This window comes from Streptomyces cyaneus (genome assembly GCF_004028635.1).
In the GTDB taxonomy this organism is placed as follows: Bacteria; Actinomycetota; Actinomycetes; order Streptomycetales; family Streptomycetaceae; genus Streptomyces; species Streptomyces cyaneus.
Genome location: NZ_RQJW01000005.1, coordinates 135821 through 154281, shown reverse-complemented (window position 1 = coordinate 154281; position 18461 = coordinate 135821). Strand labels below are relative to the sequence as shown.

Annotated in this window: 12 protein-coding genes; 7 read left to right on the top strand and 5 right to left on the bottom strand. The window is 70.1% G+C overall.

Going from position 1 to position 18461, the window contains the following annotated elements; all coding sequences use genetic code 11:
• Positions 1-251: 251 nt before the first annotated feature.
• From EHO50_RS19215 to EHO50_RS19205, 3 genes are all read right to left on the bottom strand, one after another.
• A complete protein-coding gene (locus tag EHO50_RS19215; protein ID WP_128431414.1) occupies positions 252-1862 on the bottom strand; it encodes a sodium/solute symporter in 1611 nt (536 codons plus the stop codon).
• Positions 1859-2314, bottom strand: coding sequence for a DUF485 domain-containing protein (locus tag EHO50_RS19210; protein WP_128431413.1), 456 nt, complete (start codon positions 2312-2314; stop codon positions 1859-1861). Before EHO50_RS19210 ends, EHO50_RS19215 begins: the two co-directional genes overlap by 4 nt.
• Before the next feature lie 175 nt (positions 2315-2489).
• Positions 2490-3647, bottom strand: a complete 1158-nt coding sequence (locus EHO50_RS19205; RefSeq protein WP_128431412.1) for a hypothetical protein — start codon at positions 3645-3647, stop codon at positions 2490-2492.
• Positions 3648-3768: 121 nt separating this feature from the next.
• Between EHO50_RS19205 and EHO50_RS19200 the strand changes: the two genes are divergently transcribed.
• From EHO50_RS19200 to EHO50_RS19185, 4 genes are all read left to right on the top strand, one after another.
• On the top strand, positions 3769-4704 hold the full coding sequence (locus tag EHO50_RS19200; protein ID WP_164904883.1) for an SEFIR domain-containing protein: 936 nt from the start codon (positions 3769-3771) through the stop codon (positions 4702-4704).
• Positions 4705-6342: a VMAP-C domain-containing protein gene (locus EHO50_RS19195; protein ID WP_128431410.1), complete on the top strand. Its 1638-nt coding sequence runs from the start codon at positions 4705-4707 to the stop codon at positions 6340-6342.
• Positions 6339-7406 (top strand): AAA family ATPase, encoded by a 1068-nt coding sequence (locus tag EHO50_RS19190; RefSeq protein WP_128431409.1) that lies wholly within the window; start codon positions 6339-6341, stop codon positions 7404-7406. The genes EHO50_RS19195 and EHO50_RS19190 overlap by 4 nt, the downstream gene beginning before the upstream one ends.
• 73 nt (positions 7407-7479) lie before the next feature.
• On the top strand, positions 7480-11166 hold the full coding sequence (locus EHO50_RS19185) for a TIR-like protein FxsC (protein ID WP_128431408.1): 3687 nt from the start codon (positions 7480-7482) through the stop codon (positions 11164-11166).
• A gap of 114 nt (positions 11167-11280) precedes the next feature.
• Here the strand turns inward: EHO50_RS19185 and EHO50_RS19180 are convergent, their stop codons facing one another.
• Complete coding sequence (locus EHO50_RS19180) at positions 11281-11775, bottom strand: GNAT family N-acetyltransferase (protein ID WP_128431407.1); 495 nt, start codon at positions 11773-11775, stop codon at positions 11281-11283.
• Between the two features lie 104 nt (positions 11776-11879).
• Here EHO50_RS19180 and EHO50_RS19175 point away from each other — a divergent pair, with 104 nt between their 5' ends.
• Entirely contained in the window at positions 11880-13064 is a 1185-nt protein-coding gene (locus EHO50_RS19175) for an alpha/beta hydrolase family protein (RefSeq protein ID WP_128431406.1), read from the top strand.
• Here the strand turns inward: EHO50_RS19175 and EHO50_RS19170 are convergent.
• Complete coding sequence (locus EHO50_RS19170) at positions 13045-14613, bottom strand: MFS transporter (protein WP_128431405.1); 1569 nt, start codon at positions 14611-14613, stop codon at positions 13045-13047. The genes EHO50_RS19175 and EHO50_RS19170 overlap by 20 nt on opposite strands.
• A 415-nt stretch (positions 14614-15028) precedes the next feature.
• On the opposite strand from EHO50_RS19170, the gene EHO50_RS19165 reads away from it, so the two are divergent.
• Together EHO50_RS19165 and EHO50_RS19160 are read left to right on the top strand one after the other, a co-directional pair.
• Positions 15029-15817 (top strand): ABC transporter ATP-binding protein, encoded by a 789-nt coding sequence (locus EHO50_RS19165; protein WP_128431404.1) that lies wholly within the window; start codon positions 15029-15031, stop codon positions 15815-15817.
• A complete protein-coding gene (locus EHO50_RS19160) occupies positions 15814-18384 on the top strand; it encodes an ABC transporter permease (RefSeq protein WP_128431403.1) in 2571 nt (856 codons plus the stop codon). The genes EHO50_RS19165 and EHO50_RS19160 overlap by 4 nt, the downstream gene beginning before the upstream one ends.
• Positions 18385-18461 lie beyond the last annotated feature (77 nt).

Genomic DNA, 18461 nt, shown 5'->3' with positions numbered 1-18461 from the left:
GCGCGCCGCCGGTTGCGGGCCGCTGCGTTCGGGCGGGGAGGGGACGGGACGGGACGGGAACTGGTCGGCACCGGAGGTGAGTTGAGGCTCCGCGCCGCCCCGGGCCCGGTCCGGACCCGGCCCGGCGTCGCCGCGAGATCGCCGTACTGGCAGAGGTGGCCCTGCTCGGTTGCGCCGTCGCCTTGCTCGCCGCCCGGCCCGTACTCGACGAGCCCCACCCCCTCGGCTTCCCGGCGGTCAACTCGCCGCAGTCAGTTCCCCCTCCGTACCGCCCCCGCCAGAATCCACCCCTCCACAGCCTCGTACTGCCGTCGCTGCTCCTCCGACTTCCGCCGCCCCGACACGACCGTCCCCAGCCAGCCGAAGAGGAACCCGGCCGGGACGGACACCAGCCCGGGCGTCGTGAAGGGGAACCAGTTGAAGTCGGCGTCGGGGAAGGCCGAAACCGGCGATCCGGAGACCAGGTTGGTCCCCGGCATCAGCACGAGCACGACCACCGAGCCGCCGATGAGGGTCCACAGCAGACCGGCCCGCGTGTACCGGCGCCAGAACAGGCTGTAGACGAGGGCCGGGGCGATGGCCGAAGCCCCCAGGGAGAAGGACAGGGTCACCAGCGGCTGCAGGCTGCGGTGCTGGACCATCGTCGCCAGCACGATCGCCGGGACCCCCACCGCCAGCGCCGACAGCCGCGCCAGCATCATCTCGCGGCGGCCGGACAACTCCCGTACCCGGACGGCGAACACGTCATGGGCGAGGGAGTTCGCGCAGGCGAGGATCATGCCCGCGACCGAGGCGAGCACGGTGAGGAAGATGGCCGTGGTGACCGCCGTGAACAGGAAGGTCTCCGCGGCGGAGACGTCGGCGCCGAAGGCGGCCCTGGAGCCCAGCAGATAGGCCGTGTTGCCCTGCGGGTCCGCCCCGGCGATGACCTGACGTCCGATCAGCGCCGTCGCGCCGAAGCCGATCACCGTGATCACTAGCACGAACAGCGCCACGCCGGCCACCGCCCACGACATCGAACGCCGCACCTGACGCGCGCCCGTCGCCGTGTACATGCGCATCGTGATGTGCGGCAGACACGCACCGCCGAGGACGACCGCGAGTTGCGAGCTGATCATGTCCAGGCGGGGATGCGGTCCGCCCGCGAACTGCAGCCCCGACTCCAGGAACGCCGAGCCGACCCCGCTCTGCTGCGCCGCGGCGCTGAACAGCGCACTCGGATCCCAGTCGAACCGTGCCAGCAGCAGTACGGCGACGACGGTGCCCGATCCGAGCAGCATCACCATCTTCAGGATCTGGATGAGCGCCGTGCCCTTCATCCCGCCGATCGCCGCGTAGCTGATCATCAGCACGCCGAGCCCGATGATGCACCCCGTCTTCAGCGAGTCGCCCGAGAACCCGAGGATGAACGCGAGCAACTGCCCGGTCCCCGCCAGCTGCACCAGCATCAACGGCACCAGCGCGGCCAGCGTCACCGCGCACGCCGCGATACGCACCCCCCGCCCCGGCATACGGCGCGCCAGCGCGTCACCCATCGTGAACCGGCCCGCGTTGCGCAGGGGTTCGGCCAGCAGGAACATCAGCAGCATCAGCGACAGGACCGTGCTCAGCGCCAGCACGACCCCGTCGTACCCGCACAACGCGACCACGCCGGTCGTGCCCAGTACGGTCGCCGCGCTGATGTAGTCGCCGGCGATCGCCAGGCCGTTGCGCATCGGGGACAGGGAGCTGTAGCCCGTGTAGAACTCGTCGAGGTCGTCGCGGTCCGGGCCCATCATCACGCACAGCAGCAGCGTGATGGTGGCCACGGCACAGAAGGCGACCAGGGACATCGCCTGCGCGTCTCCGCTGAAGTCAGTCATCGCCCCGTCCCCCTCTGCCCCGCGCTCCTCTGCCCTGTTCCCCTCTTCGCCGACTCCCGCTTGGCTTCCACCGCGGCCTCCTTGCGGATGCGGTCCGCGAGCGGGTCGACGTAGCGCTGGGCGGTGTGCTCGTACAGGCCTATCGCCAGCAGGGTGACGGGCAGTTGCAGTAGCCCGAGCAACAGCCCGGCGGGCAGCCCGTCGGTGACGGTGCTCGACATGAACCCGGGCGCGAAGGCGGACAGGATCAGGAAGAGGGTGAAGTAACCGAGCGCGGTGAGCGTCGCCACGCGCCGCTGCCAGCGGTAGGCGGTGCGCAGGATGCGCAGGTCGCGGTGGTGGCCGAGGGGCGGGTGGTCGGGGGTTCGGTGTCGTGGGGGTGGGGGTGGCTGAGGTGGGGCGGGGGGCTGCCAGGGATAGGTGGGCGAGGGTGGGTCGTACGGGGAGGACATCCCGTTGCTCCTTGCATGGCTCGGGTCCGGTGCGGCCGGACCGCAGGGAGGTGGGGGGCGGGCGAGCCATGCACGTTACTTCGGAGTACCGGGAGTGTGTGCGGTTTTCATCAAACTGAGCGGTCGGTATGCGCTTACTACGCCAAACCGTGTCTGACCTGGGGTGTTACCCCCGTTAACTCGGACCATTGAAGCGGCTGTGGGCTCCTCGGTCGCTGGGGCCGGAGGCGCGGGCGCGGAGTGCCTTGCGGTAGCTGTCGACCGCTTCGCCGACCCATTCCATGCGCTCTCGCATGTCGTCGGAGGTGCGGCTTCTGACGAGGGTCCGCAGTAGGTAGTCGGGAGAGAACTCCCCCGCGAAGCCGTCCGGGGCGTTGGAACGGATCATCGGCTCGTTGGTGAACACCGAGGAGTCGTCGTCGGAGTGCTGGTACGTCCAGCGGCACGGCCAGCGCCGCAGCGCGGTCTCTCCGACGTACCTGACCGCGCCCTCGAAGAACCCGTCTGCGGCCACCGCCTCCAGCGAGGCGGGGCCGTCGAAGCGGTCCAGCACAAGCCGTTCCAGCTCCGAGAGCGAGTCGAGCGAGTAGTCGAAGGGGAAGCCGTCCGGCAGATGGGCCGTTCGCCACCGGTCCAGGGCGGCGTCCATCGAAGCCAGCCACTCGTCAAGACACCGGCGGGACTCCTCGCTCGCATGCAGGCGGTCGTCCTCCAGGTACCAGGCGATCGTCTCGGGCTCCGCCGTGGGCATTCCGTCGCGAACCCAGTTGCCGAGCTGCACCGGCATCGGCAGACCGAACTCCTTCAGCCCTTCTAGCTGGTCGGGCGTCAACAGGAGCCACCAGGCGTCGTAGGACTCCTCGTCCAGCTGGTGGAAGCCCCGTGGATCGTCGTTGCCGGGCACGAGGTCGCCGATGGCGTCGAAGGCAGCGTTCCAGTCCATGTAGCGGGTGCTGTCGGAGAGGTGTTCCGTCGGGTGCCAGATCGACCGGCCATTGCGCCGGAAGTGCAGGTACTCGTCTCCGTCCTCGTCCGTCACCAGCTCGACGTCCTCGACGACCACCGAGCCGCCCGAGCACGCCGCCGCATCGAGCAGCAGCTCCTCGTACCCGTCCGCAAGATCGCCCGACACCTTTTCCGGCATCTGAAAGCCGAGGCCGCATTCGCCGAGGAGGAAGGTCAGCTCGGCGGTGTCCTCGAACTCCTCGTCCAGGTCCATGCCGATCCCGGCGGCCTTGGCCAGGCCGGCTGCGGCTTGTTCGTCCGTCGCTATGCCCAGGCGGACCAAGGTGTCCGCAAATCCACGGAGGGTGCGTCGTGTTGCGTTGGTCATGACGGCACCCTGTCATGGCCCCGGTGATGAGGTGAGCTCCGCGAACACGTCTCCCTCCAGCGCCTGTTGAGCCATCATGGACGCACTCGTAGTGGTGCGCGGGATGCAAGGGGGAGGCCACATGAGTGATGTGTCGGTGCCGGGGCGGGTGTTCATCTCGTACGCCCATGACGACGCGGGGCACATCGACAAGGTCAGGGACTTCTACCACTTCCTGCGCCGGTGCGGAATCGACGCCGACTTGGACCTGCCCGCAGGCGAACGCCGCCGGGACTGGGCGCTGTGGATGTTGCGCGGCATCCGGGACAGCCGGCACGTGATCGTCGTCGCCTCGCCGGAGTACAAGCGGCGTGCGGAGGGCGATGCGGCGCCCGGTGAGGGCAAGGGGGTGCAGTGGGAGTCCATGCTGCTGCGAAACCTGGTGTACGAGGATCATGCCGCCGCGTTGGAGAAGATCGTCCCCGTCGTCCTGCCCGAGGGCTCCGCGAAGGACCTGCCCGTGTGGCTGGGCGGCAGCCCCACCGGCCACTACGCCGTCGAGGGGTTCGCCGTCGACGGCGCGGAGAAGCTGCTGCGGCTCCTGACCGGTCAGCCGTACGAGACGGAGCCGCCGCTGGGGCCGAAGCCGGTGCTGGCGCCGCGTGAACCCGTTGCGGCCGCCACACCGTTGGTACTGCACCCGCCGGTGACCGCGTCGGCGCCGGTGCCGCCTCCGGATCCTCCGCCGCCGACCTTCGTGATGCCTGAGCCGAAGGATCTGATCGACGCGCTCATGGCCTGCCGGAAGCTGCGTCAGCTGTACTACCGCCATGAACTCCTGGAGATGATGAGCGAGTCGCTGGGCGGCCCGGACTATGTCTTCGACGTGCCCGAGTCAGCCGAAGCCCGGACACATCTGCGCGCGCTGGACGGCCGTATCCGGCGTACGACACTGATGGCCGACGCGGTGCTGAAGGTGATGTACCTCGCCTTGGAGGAGATCGCACCGGACGACATCGGCACCAAGCGAGTGCGGGAGCTGCTCGTCGCCTGCGGACTGGTGCTCGGGGAGGCGTGAGTGTTCCGCCACCTGCGTCGCAGGCTTTCCGTCGGCCGTACCGCACCCCAGGGCACCGGCCCGCCCCCGCCCCGCCCGGAGCGCGAGACCGAGCGGGACACGGAACAGCTCCTTGTCGGGATCCTGGCCGCCATCCCTCGGCTGCGGTCGGTCGACGGGCGTAAGGACCTGCTGCAACAGGCAGACCCCCGGCTCGGCGACGCCGCCCCCGAGCACAACGTCACCCGTGACCATCTGCATGCCATCGTCGCCACCGCTCGGCGCACCGGGACGCTGCAGTCGTTGCGGGACGCTCTGGCGTGCGTGGAGCCGGACGACATCGCCACCGAGTGGTTCGATCTGGCGGTCGTGGTCCTGACCGGGCCACCCGGCCCGTTGCCCGCGCCCTTCATGCTGGAGCTCATCGGCGGACTGCACAGACAGAAGGTGGGTTTCGGCTGGACGGCGGTGCACCAGTACCGCACCGAACGCCGCACCGCAGGCCGACCACTGGACGCCGACCGGCTCCCGCAGGTGCTGTCCAAGCTCTACGACGCACGGGTGACTCCCGCCGAACCCGACACCCCACGCACCCAACTGCTGCGCTTCCTCGCCCTGCTGGCGGCGGAGCCCGCCATCGGGCCGCAGCTCGCCCGTCTGCTCGCCTCCGTCCAGGGGCGGGGAGCGGGCGCCGGAACCCCGCCCGCGAGCGGCGACCGGCAGGTCATCATCCAGATACGGGTCGAGGAGGAGGACGCGCCGAGCGACCTGCCGTACACCCAGCGCCGCTACTCCCTGCGCGGCTACCACTACGAGCGCGTCGGTGACGGCCGGCCCGCCTTCCGGGGCTCGCAGTCCCTGCCCGGCACCTTCGCCGGCGGCGAACTGATGGACTGCGGCCGCGGTTTCCTTGCCGCCTGGCAGGAACCGGCCGAGGCCGGCCGGGGAGTGAACAAGCGGGTGGAGTTCCTGCTGCCGCACTCGCTGCTCGACCACCCCGCCGAGTCGTGGCCCGGTGGTTCGGCCGGCGTGCCCCTCAGCCGCAGCTGCCAGGTCGTCGTCCGCTCCCTGACCCGGTACAAGGACAGCACGATCCACGACGAATGGATCCGCCGCTGGCAGGCACTGGAAGCAGCGGATCGCGACGGTACACCGGGCGACGCGCTGGAACGCATCGGCTGGATGGGGCCCGACACTCCGGAACGGGCGGACGGCCGGAACCCCACGGCGAAACCCTGGAGTTGTCCCGGCAGCAGCTATTCGTCCCTGCGGCTGTCCGACCCCGCCGACGTCGCGGACTGGTTGCTCGAACACGCCGACCTGTCCTGCCTGGGACTGGGGATCCCGTACGACCACCGTGACGAGCTCATCCGGGAAGCGGTACGAGGCGCCCTGCTGGAAGACGGAATCCCGGTCATGGTCTGGCGTCGCGACGACGGCGACCCGGGCTCGCTGCTGGACGTCCTGCGCCACTGCCGGCCGCTCGACCGGCTGGCAGACCTGCCGCACAGCGTGCACGAGGCCCGTAAGCGCGGGCGGCGCGATCCCGAGAGCGTGCACAACCGGATAACCCTGCTGTGGGACGACCCGACATGCGTCTTCAGCGGCCAGGACCAGCAGATGACCGGTACCCGCGGGGCCGGCGAAGGAGCAGCATGACGAAGAAGCCGGACTGGTGGGTCTACGAGGGGACGGGCACCCCGCACGACGGCATCAAGAACCTGCCCAAGGCGCCCCCGTGGCGCGCCTTCCGGCACGGCGGCGAACAGCCGGCCCGGCTGCTCGACACCCCGCAGGCCCCCGACGACGACGCCGTCCACCGCCATCTCGGCCGAGAGGGCCAGGGCGTCGCGTACCAAGCCGGTGAGCGCGAGATCCACCTCGTCAACCTCGCCCTGCACCTGCGCCGCCCCCTGCTGCTCACCGGCAAGCCCGGCACCGGCAAGTCCACGCTCGCGTACGCCGTCGCGCAGGAACTGAAGCTCGGCCCGGTGCTTCGCTGGGGCATCACCAGCCGTTCCACCCTCAAGGACGGGCTGTACGAGTACGACGCCGTGGGCCGTCTCTACGACGCCGGCCTGCGCAACGCGGGCTCCCTGACCGGCGGTCGGGAAGGCGAGGCGCCCCCGCCGCCCGACATCGGCAAGTACATGTGGCTGGGACCGCTCGGGACGGCCCTGCTGCCGTGGAAGCGGCCCCGGGTCCTGCTGATCGACGAGATCGACAAGAGCGACATGGACTTCCCCAACGACCTCCTGAACGTCTTCGAGGAGGGCGAGTTCATCATCCCCGAACTGGCCCGGATGGAGGGCAAGGAACAGACGGTCATGACCGCCGACCGTAAGAAGGTGCAGGTCAAGGGCGGTGAGGTGGCATGCGCTCAGTTCCCGTTCGTCGTGCTGACCAGCAACGAGGAGCGGGAGTTCCCGATGGCGTTCCTGCGCCGCTGCATCCGGCTGGAGATCGGGGCGGCGGACAAGGGGCGTCTGGCCGGCATGGTCGCCGCGCACCTCGGGGAGCCGGGGACCGGCGGCGACGGCTCCTCCGCCGAGGTGCGGGGCAAGATCATCGGCGACTTCCTCACCAAGCAGCGGGAGAAGGGCACGCTCGCCAACGACCAGCTGCTCAACGCGCTGCTCATGGCGGAACGCGGGCTGTGGAACGACGAGACGGGGCGGGCCCTGCTGGACGAGGATCTGCTGCGGCCGCTGGATCGGGGCTGAGCGGGCTGTGACGGGGGCTGAGGGAGCCGACGGAGCGGGGGGAGCCGGGGGAGCCGCGGCCGGGCCCGGTTCCGTGCCCGACGACGTCCTGCGGGAGGAACTGGCCCGCCTCCTGGACGCGGGAGGCGCGCCGGACGTCGACGATGCCCTCGACGTGCTGTGGATCGCCCGGCTCAGCGGCCTCGACCCGGTCGACTGGTCGCTGCTCGGCAACGGGACGGACCCGACGCAGCCCCCGCCCCCGGCCGCCCCGGTCGCGCCCCCACCGCAGGACGACGACTCCACCCCTGACACCGGCCCCGAGTCTCCGTCGGCCCGCCTCCACCTTCCAGGCGGCACCGACGGCACAGCGTCCGCCGGCCCCGGCGGCGCACACGCCATCCGCGTCGCCCAACCCCAGGCCCTCCCCGATGCCCTCGCCCTGACCCGAGCCCTGCGCCCCCTGCGCCAGACGGTGCCCTCGACTCGCGCCCGCACCCTCGACGTGGAGGCCACGGCGGCAGCCTCGGGCGATACCGGGCTGCTCCTGCCGATCCTGCGCCCCGCCCCTGAACGCCGGTTCTCCGTCGACCTGTTGATCGACACGGGCACGACGATGAAGGTCTGGCACCGCCTCGCCGATGAGCTGCGGACCCTGCTCGCCCGGCACGGTGCCTTCGCCGACGTGCGGGCGTGGGCGCTTCAGACCGACGGTCCGGAACCGACGCTGGCGCCGTTCCGACGCAGCGGCGCGCAGGCGGCGTCGCCGGTACGGCGCTGGCGGCAGGCCTTGACGGACCCGGCCGGGCGGCGCGCGGTCCTGGTCCTGACAGACGGGGTGGGCCCGTCCTGGTACGGCACGGAGCTGCCTGCGGCGCTGGCCGACTGGTCCGTACGACGCCCCGTCGCCGCGCTCCAGGTGCTGCCCGGACGGCTGTGGCACCGTACGGCGCTGCGTACGTCTGCGGTGCGGGCGCGTGGCACGGAGACCGACCGGGCGACGATCGAGGTGCGGTCGTCGGGGCCGTTGCCGGGCATTGCCCGCGGGCGTGCGGGGGCGGAGGACCGGGCGCGGATCCACTGGCTGCCGGTGCTGGAGGTGTCCGGTGACTGGCTGAGCCCGTGGGCGCGGCTCGTGTCCGGCCGTACGACGGACTGGGTGCCGTTGCGGGCCGCCGCGCTGACGATGGTGAAACGGCCGACGCTGCCGGGCGCGGGGGCGGGGGCGAGCACACCGGGGGAGTGGATCGAGCGCTTCGAGGAGGGCTACTCGCCGGAGGCGTTCAAGTTGCTGCGGCTGCTGGCCGCCGCACCGCTGAGTCTGCCGGTGATGAGACTGGTCCAGCGCACCATGCTCCCGGCGTCGACGCCGATGCATCTCGCCGAGATCTTCCTCTCCGGGCTCCTCGTACGCCGTACGCCGGCCTCCGTACCGGGTGAGGATCCGGACAGCGTGCTCTACGACTTCCGGGACGGTGTACGGGATGCGCTGCTGGACCGGCTGACCCGTACGGAGTCGCTGCGGGTCCTTGAACAGGTCGTCGACGGCGTGAGCGAGCGGGTGGCGGCGACGTTCGGCGGGGTGACCGACTTCGGGGCGCTGCTGGCTGCCGTGGGGGAGCGCGGCGGGCTGGACGGACGCGAACTGCCGGAGGGCAGCCGGGCGTTCGCGGAGGTCGCGCTGGCCGTGGTCGCCGGGGTCGGCGGGGATCACGCGGAGGTTGTGGAGAGGCTGACGCGGGGGCGGGGGAGGGGCGCTGCGCCGACGGAATCGGTGCCGGAGCAGGGGGAGGAGCGGAGGCGGAGGCGGGGGCTGTTCTCGTGGTGGCGCAGGAAGGGGGCGCTGGAACCGGAAGTGGGTGAGGCGCGGCGAGAGGGCAGCGTCGTGGCCGGCGGGAACATCGGGGTGGCTCGGACCGGTGAGAGGGTGCCGAGTCGGATACCTCCAGGACCGAAGTTCTACGTCCGCAGGGAAGAAGAGGCGTCGAGTGTCCTGCGGTCGATAGCCGGGAGTAACCGCGACGCTGTCGCGCGGGGGCTGCTGCCGATGTGGACACAATGCATGATCGTTGGAGCTCGCGGCGTGGGCAAGACCGCGCTGGCCATCGAATGTGCCCAGGCGTCTGCCGACACGTTCACGATGGTCCGCTGGATCCGCGCCCACAAGCCTGACATCCTGCGGGAGGACCTTGCCGCCCTTGCGGACGACCTCGGCATCACGCTTCCTGAGAACACGCAGTGGGAACGCCTGGACCGCCTCTTCGCCTATCTGAGTGACAATCCGGGCTGGCTGCTGATCTACGACGGCGTCACTTCGGAAACCTTCTTGACCGACGAGGATGATTCGGATCCGTGGCCCACCTGGTTGCCGCCGCCGCACTCCGGCAGCTTGTTGGTCACCCTCTCTGAGGGGACGCGATGGTGGGAAGAGCCGTACGAGACGGTGACACTGAGCGACCTGAGCCGTGAAGCGGCTGTGGAATTCGTTCGGGAGGCGCTCGCTCCGTATCGCGGAGAGGTGTGGCACGAGGTCGCCGAACTGGCCGATGTCGTGGAGCTCATGGGGACGAACCCAGGAATACTGGCGGCGGTAATTTCGAATTTCACGGAGCGACGCGTGCCGATCGCCCCCTTTGTCGAGGGGCTTCTGGTCGGTCGTCTGGACACACGCGAGTTCCTGTCCTCTCTCGTCAGCATCAGCCAGGAGGGTCGCTTCGTGGGTACTGGCGTCGCGGTGAGACCGGACGTCGTGCTCGCCGCCGGATTCAGCCCGAGCCCAGGAGTACTCCAGGTCCGAGGACCGGACGGTGTGGAGTTCCGAGTCGTCCGCGCATCTGTGGTACCTGAAACACCGAGGCTAGTCAGCATCGAGCTGGAAGAGGCCGGTCTTCCCGCAGTCCCTCTTGCCCCCTCTGGCGAAAGCGCCTTCGCCGCAGCGTGGTACGAGGAGCCCGTGGAAGGCTCGCGGACACCCAAAATCAAGCTGAGCCTTGCCTCCTCGGAGGCTCTGGTTCCTCCCCCGGGTGCGGTGGTTACTGACGCGAACGGAAGACTGTGTCACCTGCATTCCGCGAAGGGCGTGGCGTGGCCCGTCAGTCCTGGACTCATCGACCGGATCGCGCTGTCCACGGGGAGGGTCTCGCACGTTCGTGAGCGCGAACCGGAGGCGATGCCGTCCGAGGCGCCTCGGGAAGGGCCGCTGTTCTTCCTGAGCTACAACCGTGCGGCATATCCGGCTTCAGGTAAGACACATGGCAATCCGGAAGAGGACTTCTTCCACCTTTTGAGCCGACACGTCATGGAGATGACGGATTTCGCCGGAGAGAGTCCCGGCTTCATGGCTGCCAGCCTGACCAAGGGTGCACGCTGGCAGGAGGAGACATACGCTGCCCTGGCCGAGGCACGAGTCTTTGTGCCGTTGTTCTCGCCCTCGTACTTCGAGAGCGCGTGGTGCCGCAGGGAGTGGTCGGTCTTCAGGTGGCGTCAATCCCTGGGCGGGGTGATCGCGACGGTGCCTGTGCTCTGGGAGCCCGCCGACCCCACACAACTGCCGCGAGAGGTCAGGGAAGTGCAGTACATGTCACCGACACTCGACAGCGAACTTGCCGCAGTGGGTGGTCTGCGGGGCCTGCGCGAGTCCGGGCAGTGGTCGCAGTACCGACGTGTTGCCTGGGCCATCGCGCAGACGATCGTGGAGGTGGCCCAGCGTCAGGCTCTCCCTCCGGTCGACACCAGCCTGCTCGCCGACGTGCGCGACTTCTCCGAGGAGGAGCAACCTTGACGAACCGGATTGTCCTCGATCGCCACCCGTGCAACTCGCCTCCGTGCGGAGACCGTTGTCACGGCGTTGGCGTGGAGCAACCCAGTCCGACCTCGCGAGCCGCTTCCCGCCCCGTCAGTGCCCGAGATGCGTGCGCCGATAGCGGACCGCGGGCCGACCGCCCACAACGACGTCTTCCACGACGGCGAAGGAGTTCCGCTCCAGGACGGCCCGGGACGCCAGGTTGTCCAGGTGAGTGACCGCGACCAGGGCCGTCAGCCCGTAGGCCGTACCGGCCACCTGGCACACCTCCGCAACCGCCGCCGTGGCGACGCCCTTGCCCGCCGCTCGCTCGCCGATCCGGTACCCCAACTCGGCGGAACCGTCGACCGCATCCATCAGGTTCACGCGGCCGATGAGGCGACCCTCGTCGTCCAGCACGAGGTGGAAGTGGCAGACCCCGGCCTCCTGTTCGGCCAGCAACGCCTCGTGCCTGGCGGCGAACCCGGCGGCGCTGAAGTACGCGTCCCCGCGGTCCGGCACCGTACGCGCGAAGTACTCCCGGTTCTCGCGCTCGAAGGCGAGCACGGCGTCCGCGTGGTCGGCGCGTAGGCGCTCCAGGGTCAGCATGACGGACAGCGTAGGTGCGTACCTCCATGGTAGCACGGGGTTATCGGGAAGGGGGGCCTGCGGGATGACGCCAGGTCAGCGGGGCGCGACCTACCGTCTTCCGCATGAACAGATCACGCTTCTTAGCGGTCGCGGCATCCGCGGTGCTCACGCTCGGGCCGGCCCTCACCCTGCCGGTCGTCAGCGCTGGGTCCGCCTCCGCCTCCGCCGCCTCCGCCACCCCCGTGTCCGACGCTTCCCCGGTCGCCGACCCGGCCCGACTGCCCCGCCCCACCGGCCCGCACACCGTCGGCCGCAGCACCCTCCACCTCGTCGACGCCGACCGACCTGACCCCTGGGTACCGTCAGCCGGCCCCCGTCAGCTGATGGTGTCCATGTACTACCCCGCGCGCCCCGGCACGGGCGGCCCGACGGCGCCCTACATGACCACCGAAGAGGCCCGCCACCTACTGGAGTTGAGGGCCCCGGACGCCACGATCCCGCCCGAGGCGATCAGCGGCGTCCGTACCTGGGCGCACACCGACGCGCGCCCGGCGCCCGCCAGGTTCCCGCTCGTCGTGCTCTCGCCCGGGTTCACGCTCCCGCGTGCGACCCTCACCGGCCTCGCCGAGGACCTCGCCAGCCGCGGGTACGTCGTAGCCCTGGTCGACCACCCGTACGAGAACGCCGGTACGACCCTGCCCGACGGACAGACCCTGCCCTGCGCCATCTGCGACGAGTTCTCCTCGATCGGCGGCTCGACCGTCGCCGAGAGCAGGGCCCAGGACGTCTCCTTCGTGCTCGACCGGCTGACCGGGCGCCACCCGGCGTGGCGGTACGCGCGCGTGATCGACGCGAAGCGGATCGGCATGGCCGGGCACTCCATCGGCGGCAACGCCGCCGCCACGACGATGGCCGCCGACGCGCGCGTGCGGGCCGGCGTGAACATGGACGGCACCTTCTTCGTCCCGGTGCCCGACACCGGTCTCGACGGCCGCCCCTTCCTGATGGTGGGGGCCGAGAACAGGCCGCCGCTCGACACGACCTGGGACGAGGCCTGGGCCCACCTGGACGGCTGGAAGCGCTGGCTGACCGTCGCCGGGACCGACCACGGGTCCTTCACCGACGTACCGCTGCTCGCGGAGTTGGTCGGCATCCCGGACATCGCACCGCTTCCCTACGAGCGTTCGTCGGCCCTCACGCGCGCGTACGTCGCCGCCTTCTTCGACCTGCACCTGAAGGGCGTTGCGCAGCCGCTGCTCGACGGGCCGTCACCGGCCAACCCCGAGGTCAGCGTCCGTCTTCCTTGAGGACGTCTTCTTCGAGGACCTCTTCCTTGAGGACGTCTTCATCGAGGGCGTCTTCCTTGAGAACCGGGAACCGCCTCGGCGCCAGCAGCAACAGCACCAGGAAGGCCAGCGCCGCCGCGCACGACGCGCCCAGGTATACGGCGTGCACCGCGTCGGCGATGGCCCGCCTGGTCGCCTCCGGTGCCGTGCCGCCGGAATCCAGCGCCCGCGTCACCGAGTCCAGGTCGCCCGCGCCGCCGAGCCGGGACGCCAGTACGCCGTTCGCCACCGCGCCGAAGAGGGCCGCGCCCACCGTCTGGCCCGTCTGACGGCAGAAGAGGACGGACGCCGTCGCCGTACCCCGCTCCGACCACCCCACCGTCGACTGCACGCCCACGATCAGCGGCAGTTGGAACAGGCCCAGCGCAGCCCCGAGCAGCAGCATCAGCAGCGTCGGCTGCCACGCCTGACCGGGATAGGGCAGGAACGGGAACGCCAGCAGGATCAGCGACGCCGACCCGATCCCCAGCATCGCCGTGTTGCGGAAGCCGATCCTGCGATACACGTGCTGACTGAGCGCCGCCGACACCGGCCAGCTCAACGTCCAGACGGACAGCACGAATCCGGCCGCCACCGGGGCCAGGCCGAGGACCGACTGGGCGTAGGTGGGGAGGAAGACCGCCGGCGCCACCATCAGCAAGCCCAGCGCGCCCAGCGCCAAGTTCACCGCTGCGATCGTCCTGCGCCGCCACACCCAGCCCGGGATGATCGGCTCGGCCGCCCGGCGTTCCACCAGCACCACGACCGCCACCAGCGCAAGTCCCGTACCGAACAAGGCGATCGACGGTCCCGACAGCCACGGCCACGCCACCCCGCCCTGCACCAGCGCCGTCAGCAGCACACCCCCGCACGCGAACACCGCCAACGCGCCCGCCCAGTCGACACGCGCGCGCGTACCCGTCGCTTCGCGCTCAGGTTCGTGCAGGTACCGCACGATCAGCCACAACGCCACCGCCCCGATCGGCAGGTTGATCAGGAAGATCCAGCGCCAGTCCGCGTACGCCGCCAAGACCCCGCCCACCCCCGGTCCGGCCACCGCCGACACCGCCCACACCGTGGACAACTTGGACTGGATCTTCGGGCGTTCCTTCAGCGGGTACAGATCCGCGGCCAGTGTCTGCACCGTCCCCTGAAGGGCCCCGCCGCCCAGCCCCTGCACGATCCGGAACGCGATCAGCGCCGCCATGTTCCAGGCCACCGCACACAGCAGCGACCCCAGCAGGAACAGCGCCGCGCCCGCGATCAGCACCGGCTTGCGGCCGAAGGTGTCGGAGAGCTTGCCGTACACCGGGAGGGTCACGGTCACGGCCAGCAGGTAGCCGGAGAAGAGCCAGGAGAAGACCGAGAAGCCGCCGAGGTCGCCGACGATCTGCGGTACGGCCGTGGAGACGATGGTGGCGTCGAGCGCGGCCAGCGCCATCGCGAGCATCAGGGCCGCGACCACGGCTGCGCGCTTGTCGGTTCCGGTGCGCTGTGCGGTGTCGCGTATCGCGGGTCTCGTACTGCCCACCGGGCTCCTCTCCTAATGCATTCCCCTTGCACCTATATACCGGCGAACAGCTTCCCACTTGACCCTGACGTCGCGGGAGGGTGGAGCCTGGATGCGTCCGAGGGCGGAGACGACCCCGAGGCCTCCTCCACCGGAGGGTGGACTGCCCCTAGGGGTACCTCCGTACTAGGTCTCGGGGAGGGTTGGTACCGCCGGAGGACGAGACGCGGCGGGGGCGGTCCTTAATCTGGCTTTACGCCGCTGGGGGGGCGGCCGACCGAACCGGCGGGGGTGGGGTTTACCCCCGTACAAGACGGGGCCGGGCACCAGCGCGCCGGGCCCGTCCCCGCCACGAGACTGACTCTCGTACCCAGGCTTCGTGATTCACCCACGTACCGATCTGCGTCCATCTATTGACCGACTTAGGAGACATACCGTGACATCGGCTGTAACCATTCCCAGGCACGGGGGCACTGGAGGGCGTACGGCCGTTGCCGCGCGGGCGCGGCAGGTCGTCAAGGCGTACGGGTCGGGGGAGACCCGCGTCGTCGCCCTCGACCATGTCGATGTGGACATCGCGCGTGGGCAGTTCACCGCGATCATGGGACCGTCAGGGTCCGGCAAGTCCACCTTGATGCACTGCCTCGCCGGGCTCGACACCGTCACCAGTGGGCAGATCTACCTCGACGACACCGAGATCACCGGGCTGAAGGACAAGAAGCTCACCCAGCTGCGCCGGGACCGGATCGGCTTCATCTTCCAGGCCTTCAACCTGCTGCCGACGCTCAACGCACTTGAGAACATCACGCTGCCCATGGACATAGCGGGCCGTAAGCCGGACAAGCAGTGGCTCGCGCGCGTGGTCGACACAGTGGGACTTTCCGACCGACTGAAGCACCGGCCGACCCAGCTCTCCGGCGGTCAGCAGCAGCGTGTCGCCGTCGCCCGGGCCCTGGCCGCGCGGCCGGAGATCATCTTCGGTGACGAGCCGACCGGCAACCTCGACTCCCGGGCCGGTGCCGAAGTCCTGGGCTTCCTGCGCAGGTCGGTCGACGAACTCGGGCAGACCATCGTGATGGTCACGCACGACCCGGTCGCCGCCTCGTACGCGGACCGGGTGCTGTACCTCGCCGACGGACGCATCGTCGACGAGATGTACAAGCCGACCGCCGACGCCGTCCTGGACCGCATGAAGGACTTCGACGCCCGGGGGCGTACGTCATGACCGTCGTGAAGACCTCGATGCGCAACTTCTTCGCGCACAAGGGGCGTATGGCGCTGTCGGCCGTGGCCGTGCTGCTGTCGGTGGCCTTTGTCTCAGGGACTCTCGTCTTCACCGACACGATGAACACCACCTTCGACAAGCTCTTCGCCGTCACCTCCTCCGATGTCACCGTCAGCCCCAAGGAAGCCAAGGACGAGGACGACGGCGGCGGTACGGGACGGCCCAGCTCGCTGCCCGCGTCGGCCGTCGAGCAGGTCGCGGCCGTCGACGGGGTCAAGAAGGCGGAGGGCGCGGTCGGCTCGACGAGCGTGACCGTCGTCAACTCCGAGAACAAGAACATGGGTTCCTCCACCGGCGCGCCCACCTTCGCCGGCAACTGGACCCAGAGCGACCTGAAGTCCATGGAGATCACCTCCGGGCACGCCCCGCGCGGGCCCACCGAGGTCATGGTCGACGCGGACACCGCCGACAAGCACGACCTGAAGCTGGGCGACGAGCTGCGCACCATCGCCGCCACCGGCGACATCCGCGCGCGCATCGTCGGCATCGCCTCCTGGAAGGTGACCAACCCGGGCGCGGCCGTCGTCTACTTCGACACCGCCACCGCCCAGCGCACCCTGCTCGGCAGCACCGGCCGCTTCACGCAGGTCTCCGTCACGGCGGCCGACGGCGTGAGCGACGCGCGGCTCAAGCAGGACATCGCGCAGGCCATGGACGGCGCGTACAAGATCCAGACGGCCAAGGAGACCGCCGACGAGAACCGCAAGGACGTCGGCGCGTTCATGAACGTCATCAAGTACGCCATGCTCGGCTTCGCCGGGATCGCCTTCCTGGTCGGCATCTTCCTGATCATCAACACCTTCTCGATGCTGGTCGCCCAGCGCACCCGCGAGATCGGCCTCATGCGGGCCATCGGCTCCTCCCGCCGCCAGGTCAACCGGTCTGTGCTGGTGGAGGCGTTGCTGCTCGGCGTCGTCGGATCGGTGCTGGGCGTGGGCGCCGGTGTCGGCATCGCCGTCGGCCTGATGAAGCTCATGTCGATGGCCGGCATGAACCTCTCCACCGACGACCTGACGGTGAAGGTCACGACCCCGGTCGTCGGCCTGCTCCTGGGCGTCGTGGTCACGGTCCTCGCCGCCTACCTCCCCGCCCGCCGCGCCGGCAAGGTCTCCCCGATGGCCGCCCTGCGCGACGCCGGTACGCCGGCCGACGGCAAGGCCGGCTGGATACGCGCTCTGGTCGGGCTGGTCCTGACGGGCGCGGGCACCTTTGCCCTCTACGCGGCCGCCACCGCCGACAAGGCGAGCGACGGTGCGCTGATGCTGGGCGGCGGCGTGGTGCTGACCCTGATCGGCTTCGTGGTCATCGGTCCGCTGCTCGCGGGCGGGGTGGTCCGGGTGATCAGCGCCGTGCTGCTGCGCGCCTTCGGGCCCGTCGGCCGCATGGCCGAGCGCAACGCCCTGCGCAACCCGCGCCGCACCGGTGCCACGGGCGCCGCCCTGATGATCGGCCTCGCCCTGGTGGCGTGCCTGTCGGTGGTCGGCTCCTCGATGGTCGCCTCGGCGACGAGCGAACTCGACAAGTCGGTCGGCGCGGACTTCATCGTCATGAGCGGGCAGCAGAAGATCGTGGAGAAGGCCGAGAAGGCGATGCAGCAGACGCCGGGCCTGGAGCACGTCACCCGCTCCAAGGAGGTCCGCGCCACGCTGACCTCGCCGGACGGCAAGACCGACGACACCGGGCTCACGGCCGCCGACCCGACGTACGCCGAGGACCTGCGCCGTACGACCACGGAGGGCACCCTGACCGCGGCCTACGGCAAGGACGCCATGTCGGTCGGCTCCGAATACGCCGCCGACCACGGCGTGCACGTCGGCGACACCGTCACCGTCGCCTTCAAGGGCGGCGAGAGGGCGAAGCTGAAGGTCGCGGCCATCACGGACGACGACACCTCCTTCGACCAGGGCGCGCGCTACATCAGCATCGAGACGCTGCAGAAGTACCTCCCCGCCGACCGGATCCCGCAGAGCGACATGCTGCTCGGCAAGGCGAAGGACGGCCAGGAGGAAGCTGCCTACGCGGCCCTGAAGAAGTCGCTGCACGACTACCCGCAGTACCCGGTCCGCGACCAGACCGACTACAAGCAGGAGCTCAAGGACCAGATGGGCCAGCTCCTGAACATGATCTACGGCCTGCTCGCCCTGGCGATCATCGTGGCGGTCCTGGGCGTGGTGAACACCCTGGCCCTGTCGGTGGTGGAACGCACCCGCGAGATCGGCCTGATGCGCGCCATCGGCCTCTCCCGCCGCCAGCTGCGCCGCATGATCCGCATGGAGTCGGTGGTGATCGCCCTGTTCGGCGCCCTGCTGGGCCTCGGGCTCGGGATGGGCTGGGGCGCGACGGCCCAGAAGCTCCTGGCTCTGGAGGGTCTGAACGTCCTCGACATCCCGTGGCCGACGATCATCGGGGTCTTCATCGGCTCGGCCTTCGTGGGCCTGTTCGCGGCGCTGGTGCCGGCGTTCAGGGCGGGCCGGATGAACGTACTGAACGCGATCGCGACCGAGTAGCCGGCCAAGAGCCACCGCACACGGGGGTTGCGGAGGACGGGCCCGGTCCGGGAGGAGACACCACCTCCCGGACCGGG

What these genes read in the sequence shown, in the direction of transcription:
- EHO50_RS19215 (WP_128431414.1), bottom strand. Translation starts at nt 1,862, where the DNA reads ATGACTGACTTCAGCGGAGACGCGCAGGCGATGTCCCTGGTCGCCTTC.
- EHO50_RS19210 (WP_128431413.1), bottom strand. Translation starts at nt 2,314, where the DNA reads ATGTCCTCCCCGTACGACCCACCCTCGCCCACCTATCCCTGGCAGCCC.
- EHO50_RS19205 (WP_128431412.1), bottom strand. Translation starts at nt 3,647, where the DNA reads ATGACCAACGCAACACGACGCACCCTCCGTGGATTTGCGGACACCTTG.
- EHO50_RS19200 (WP_164904883.1), top strand. Translation starts at nt 3,769, where the DNA reads ATGAGTGATGTGTCGGTGCCGGGGCGGGTGTTCATCTCGTACGCCCAT.
- EHO50_RS19190 (WP_128431409.1), top strand. Translation starts at nt 6,339, where the DNA reads ATGACGAAGAAGCCGGACTGGTGGGTCTACGAGGGGACGGGCACCCCG.
- EHO50_RS19180 (WP_128431407.1), bottom strand. Translation starts at nt 11,775, where the DNA reads ATGCTGACCCTGGAGCGCCTACGCGCCGACCACGCGGACGCCGTGCTC.
- EHO50_RS19175 (WP_128431406.1), top strand. Translation starts at nt 11,880, where the DNA reads ATGAACAGATCACGCTTCTTAGCGGTCGCGGCATCCGCGGTGCTCACG.
- EHO50_RS19160 (WP_128431403.1), top strand. Translation starts at nt 15,814, where the DNA reads ATGACCGTCGTGAAGACCTCGATGCGCAACTTCTTCGCGCACAAGGGG.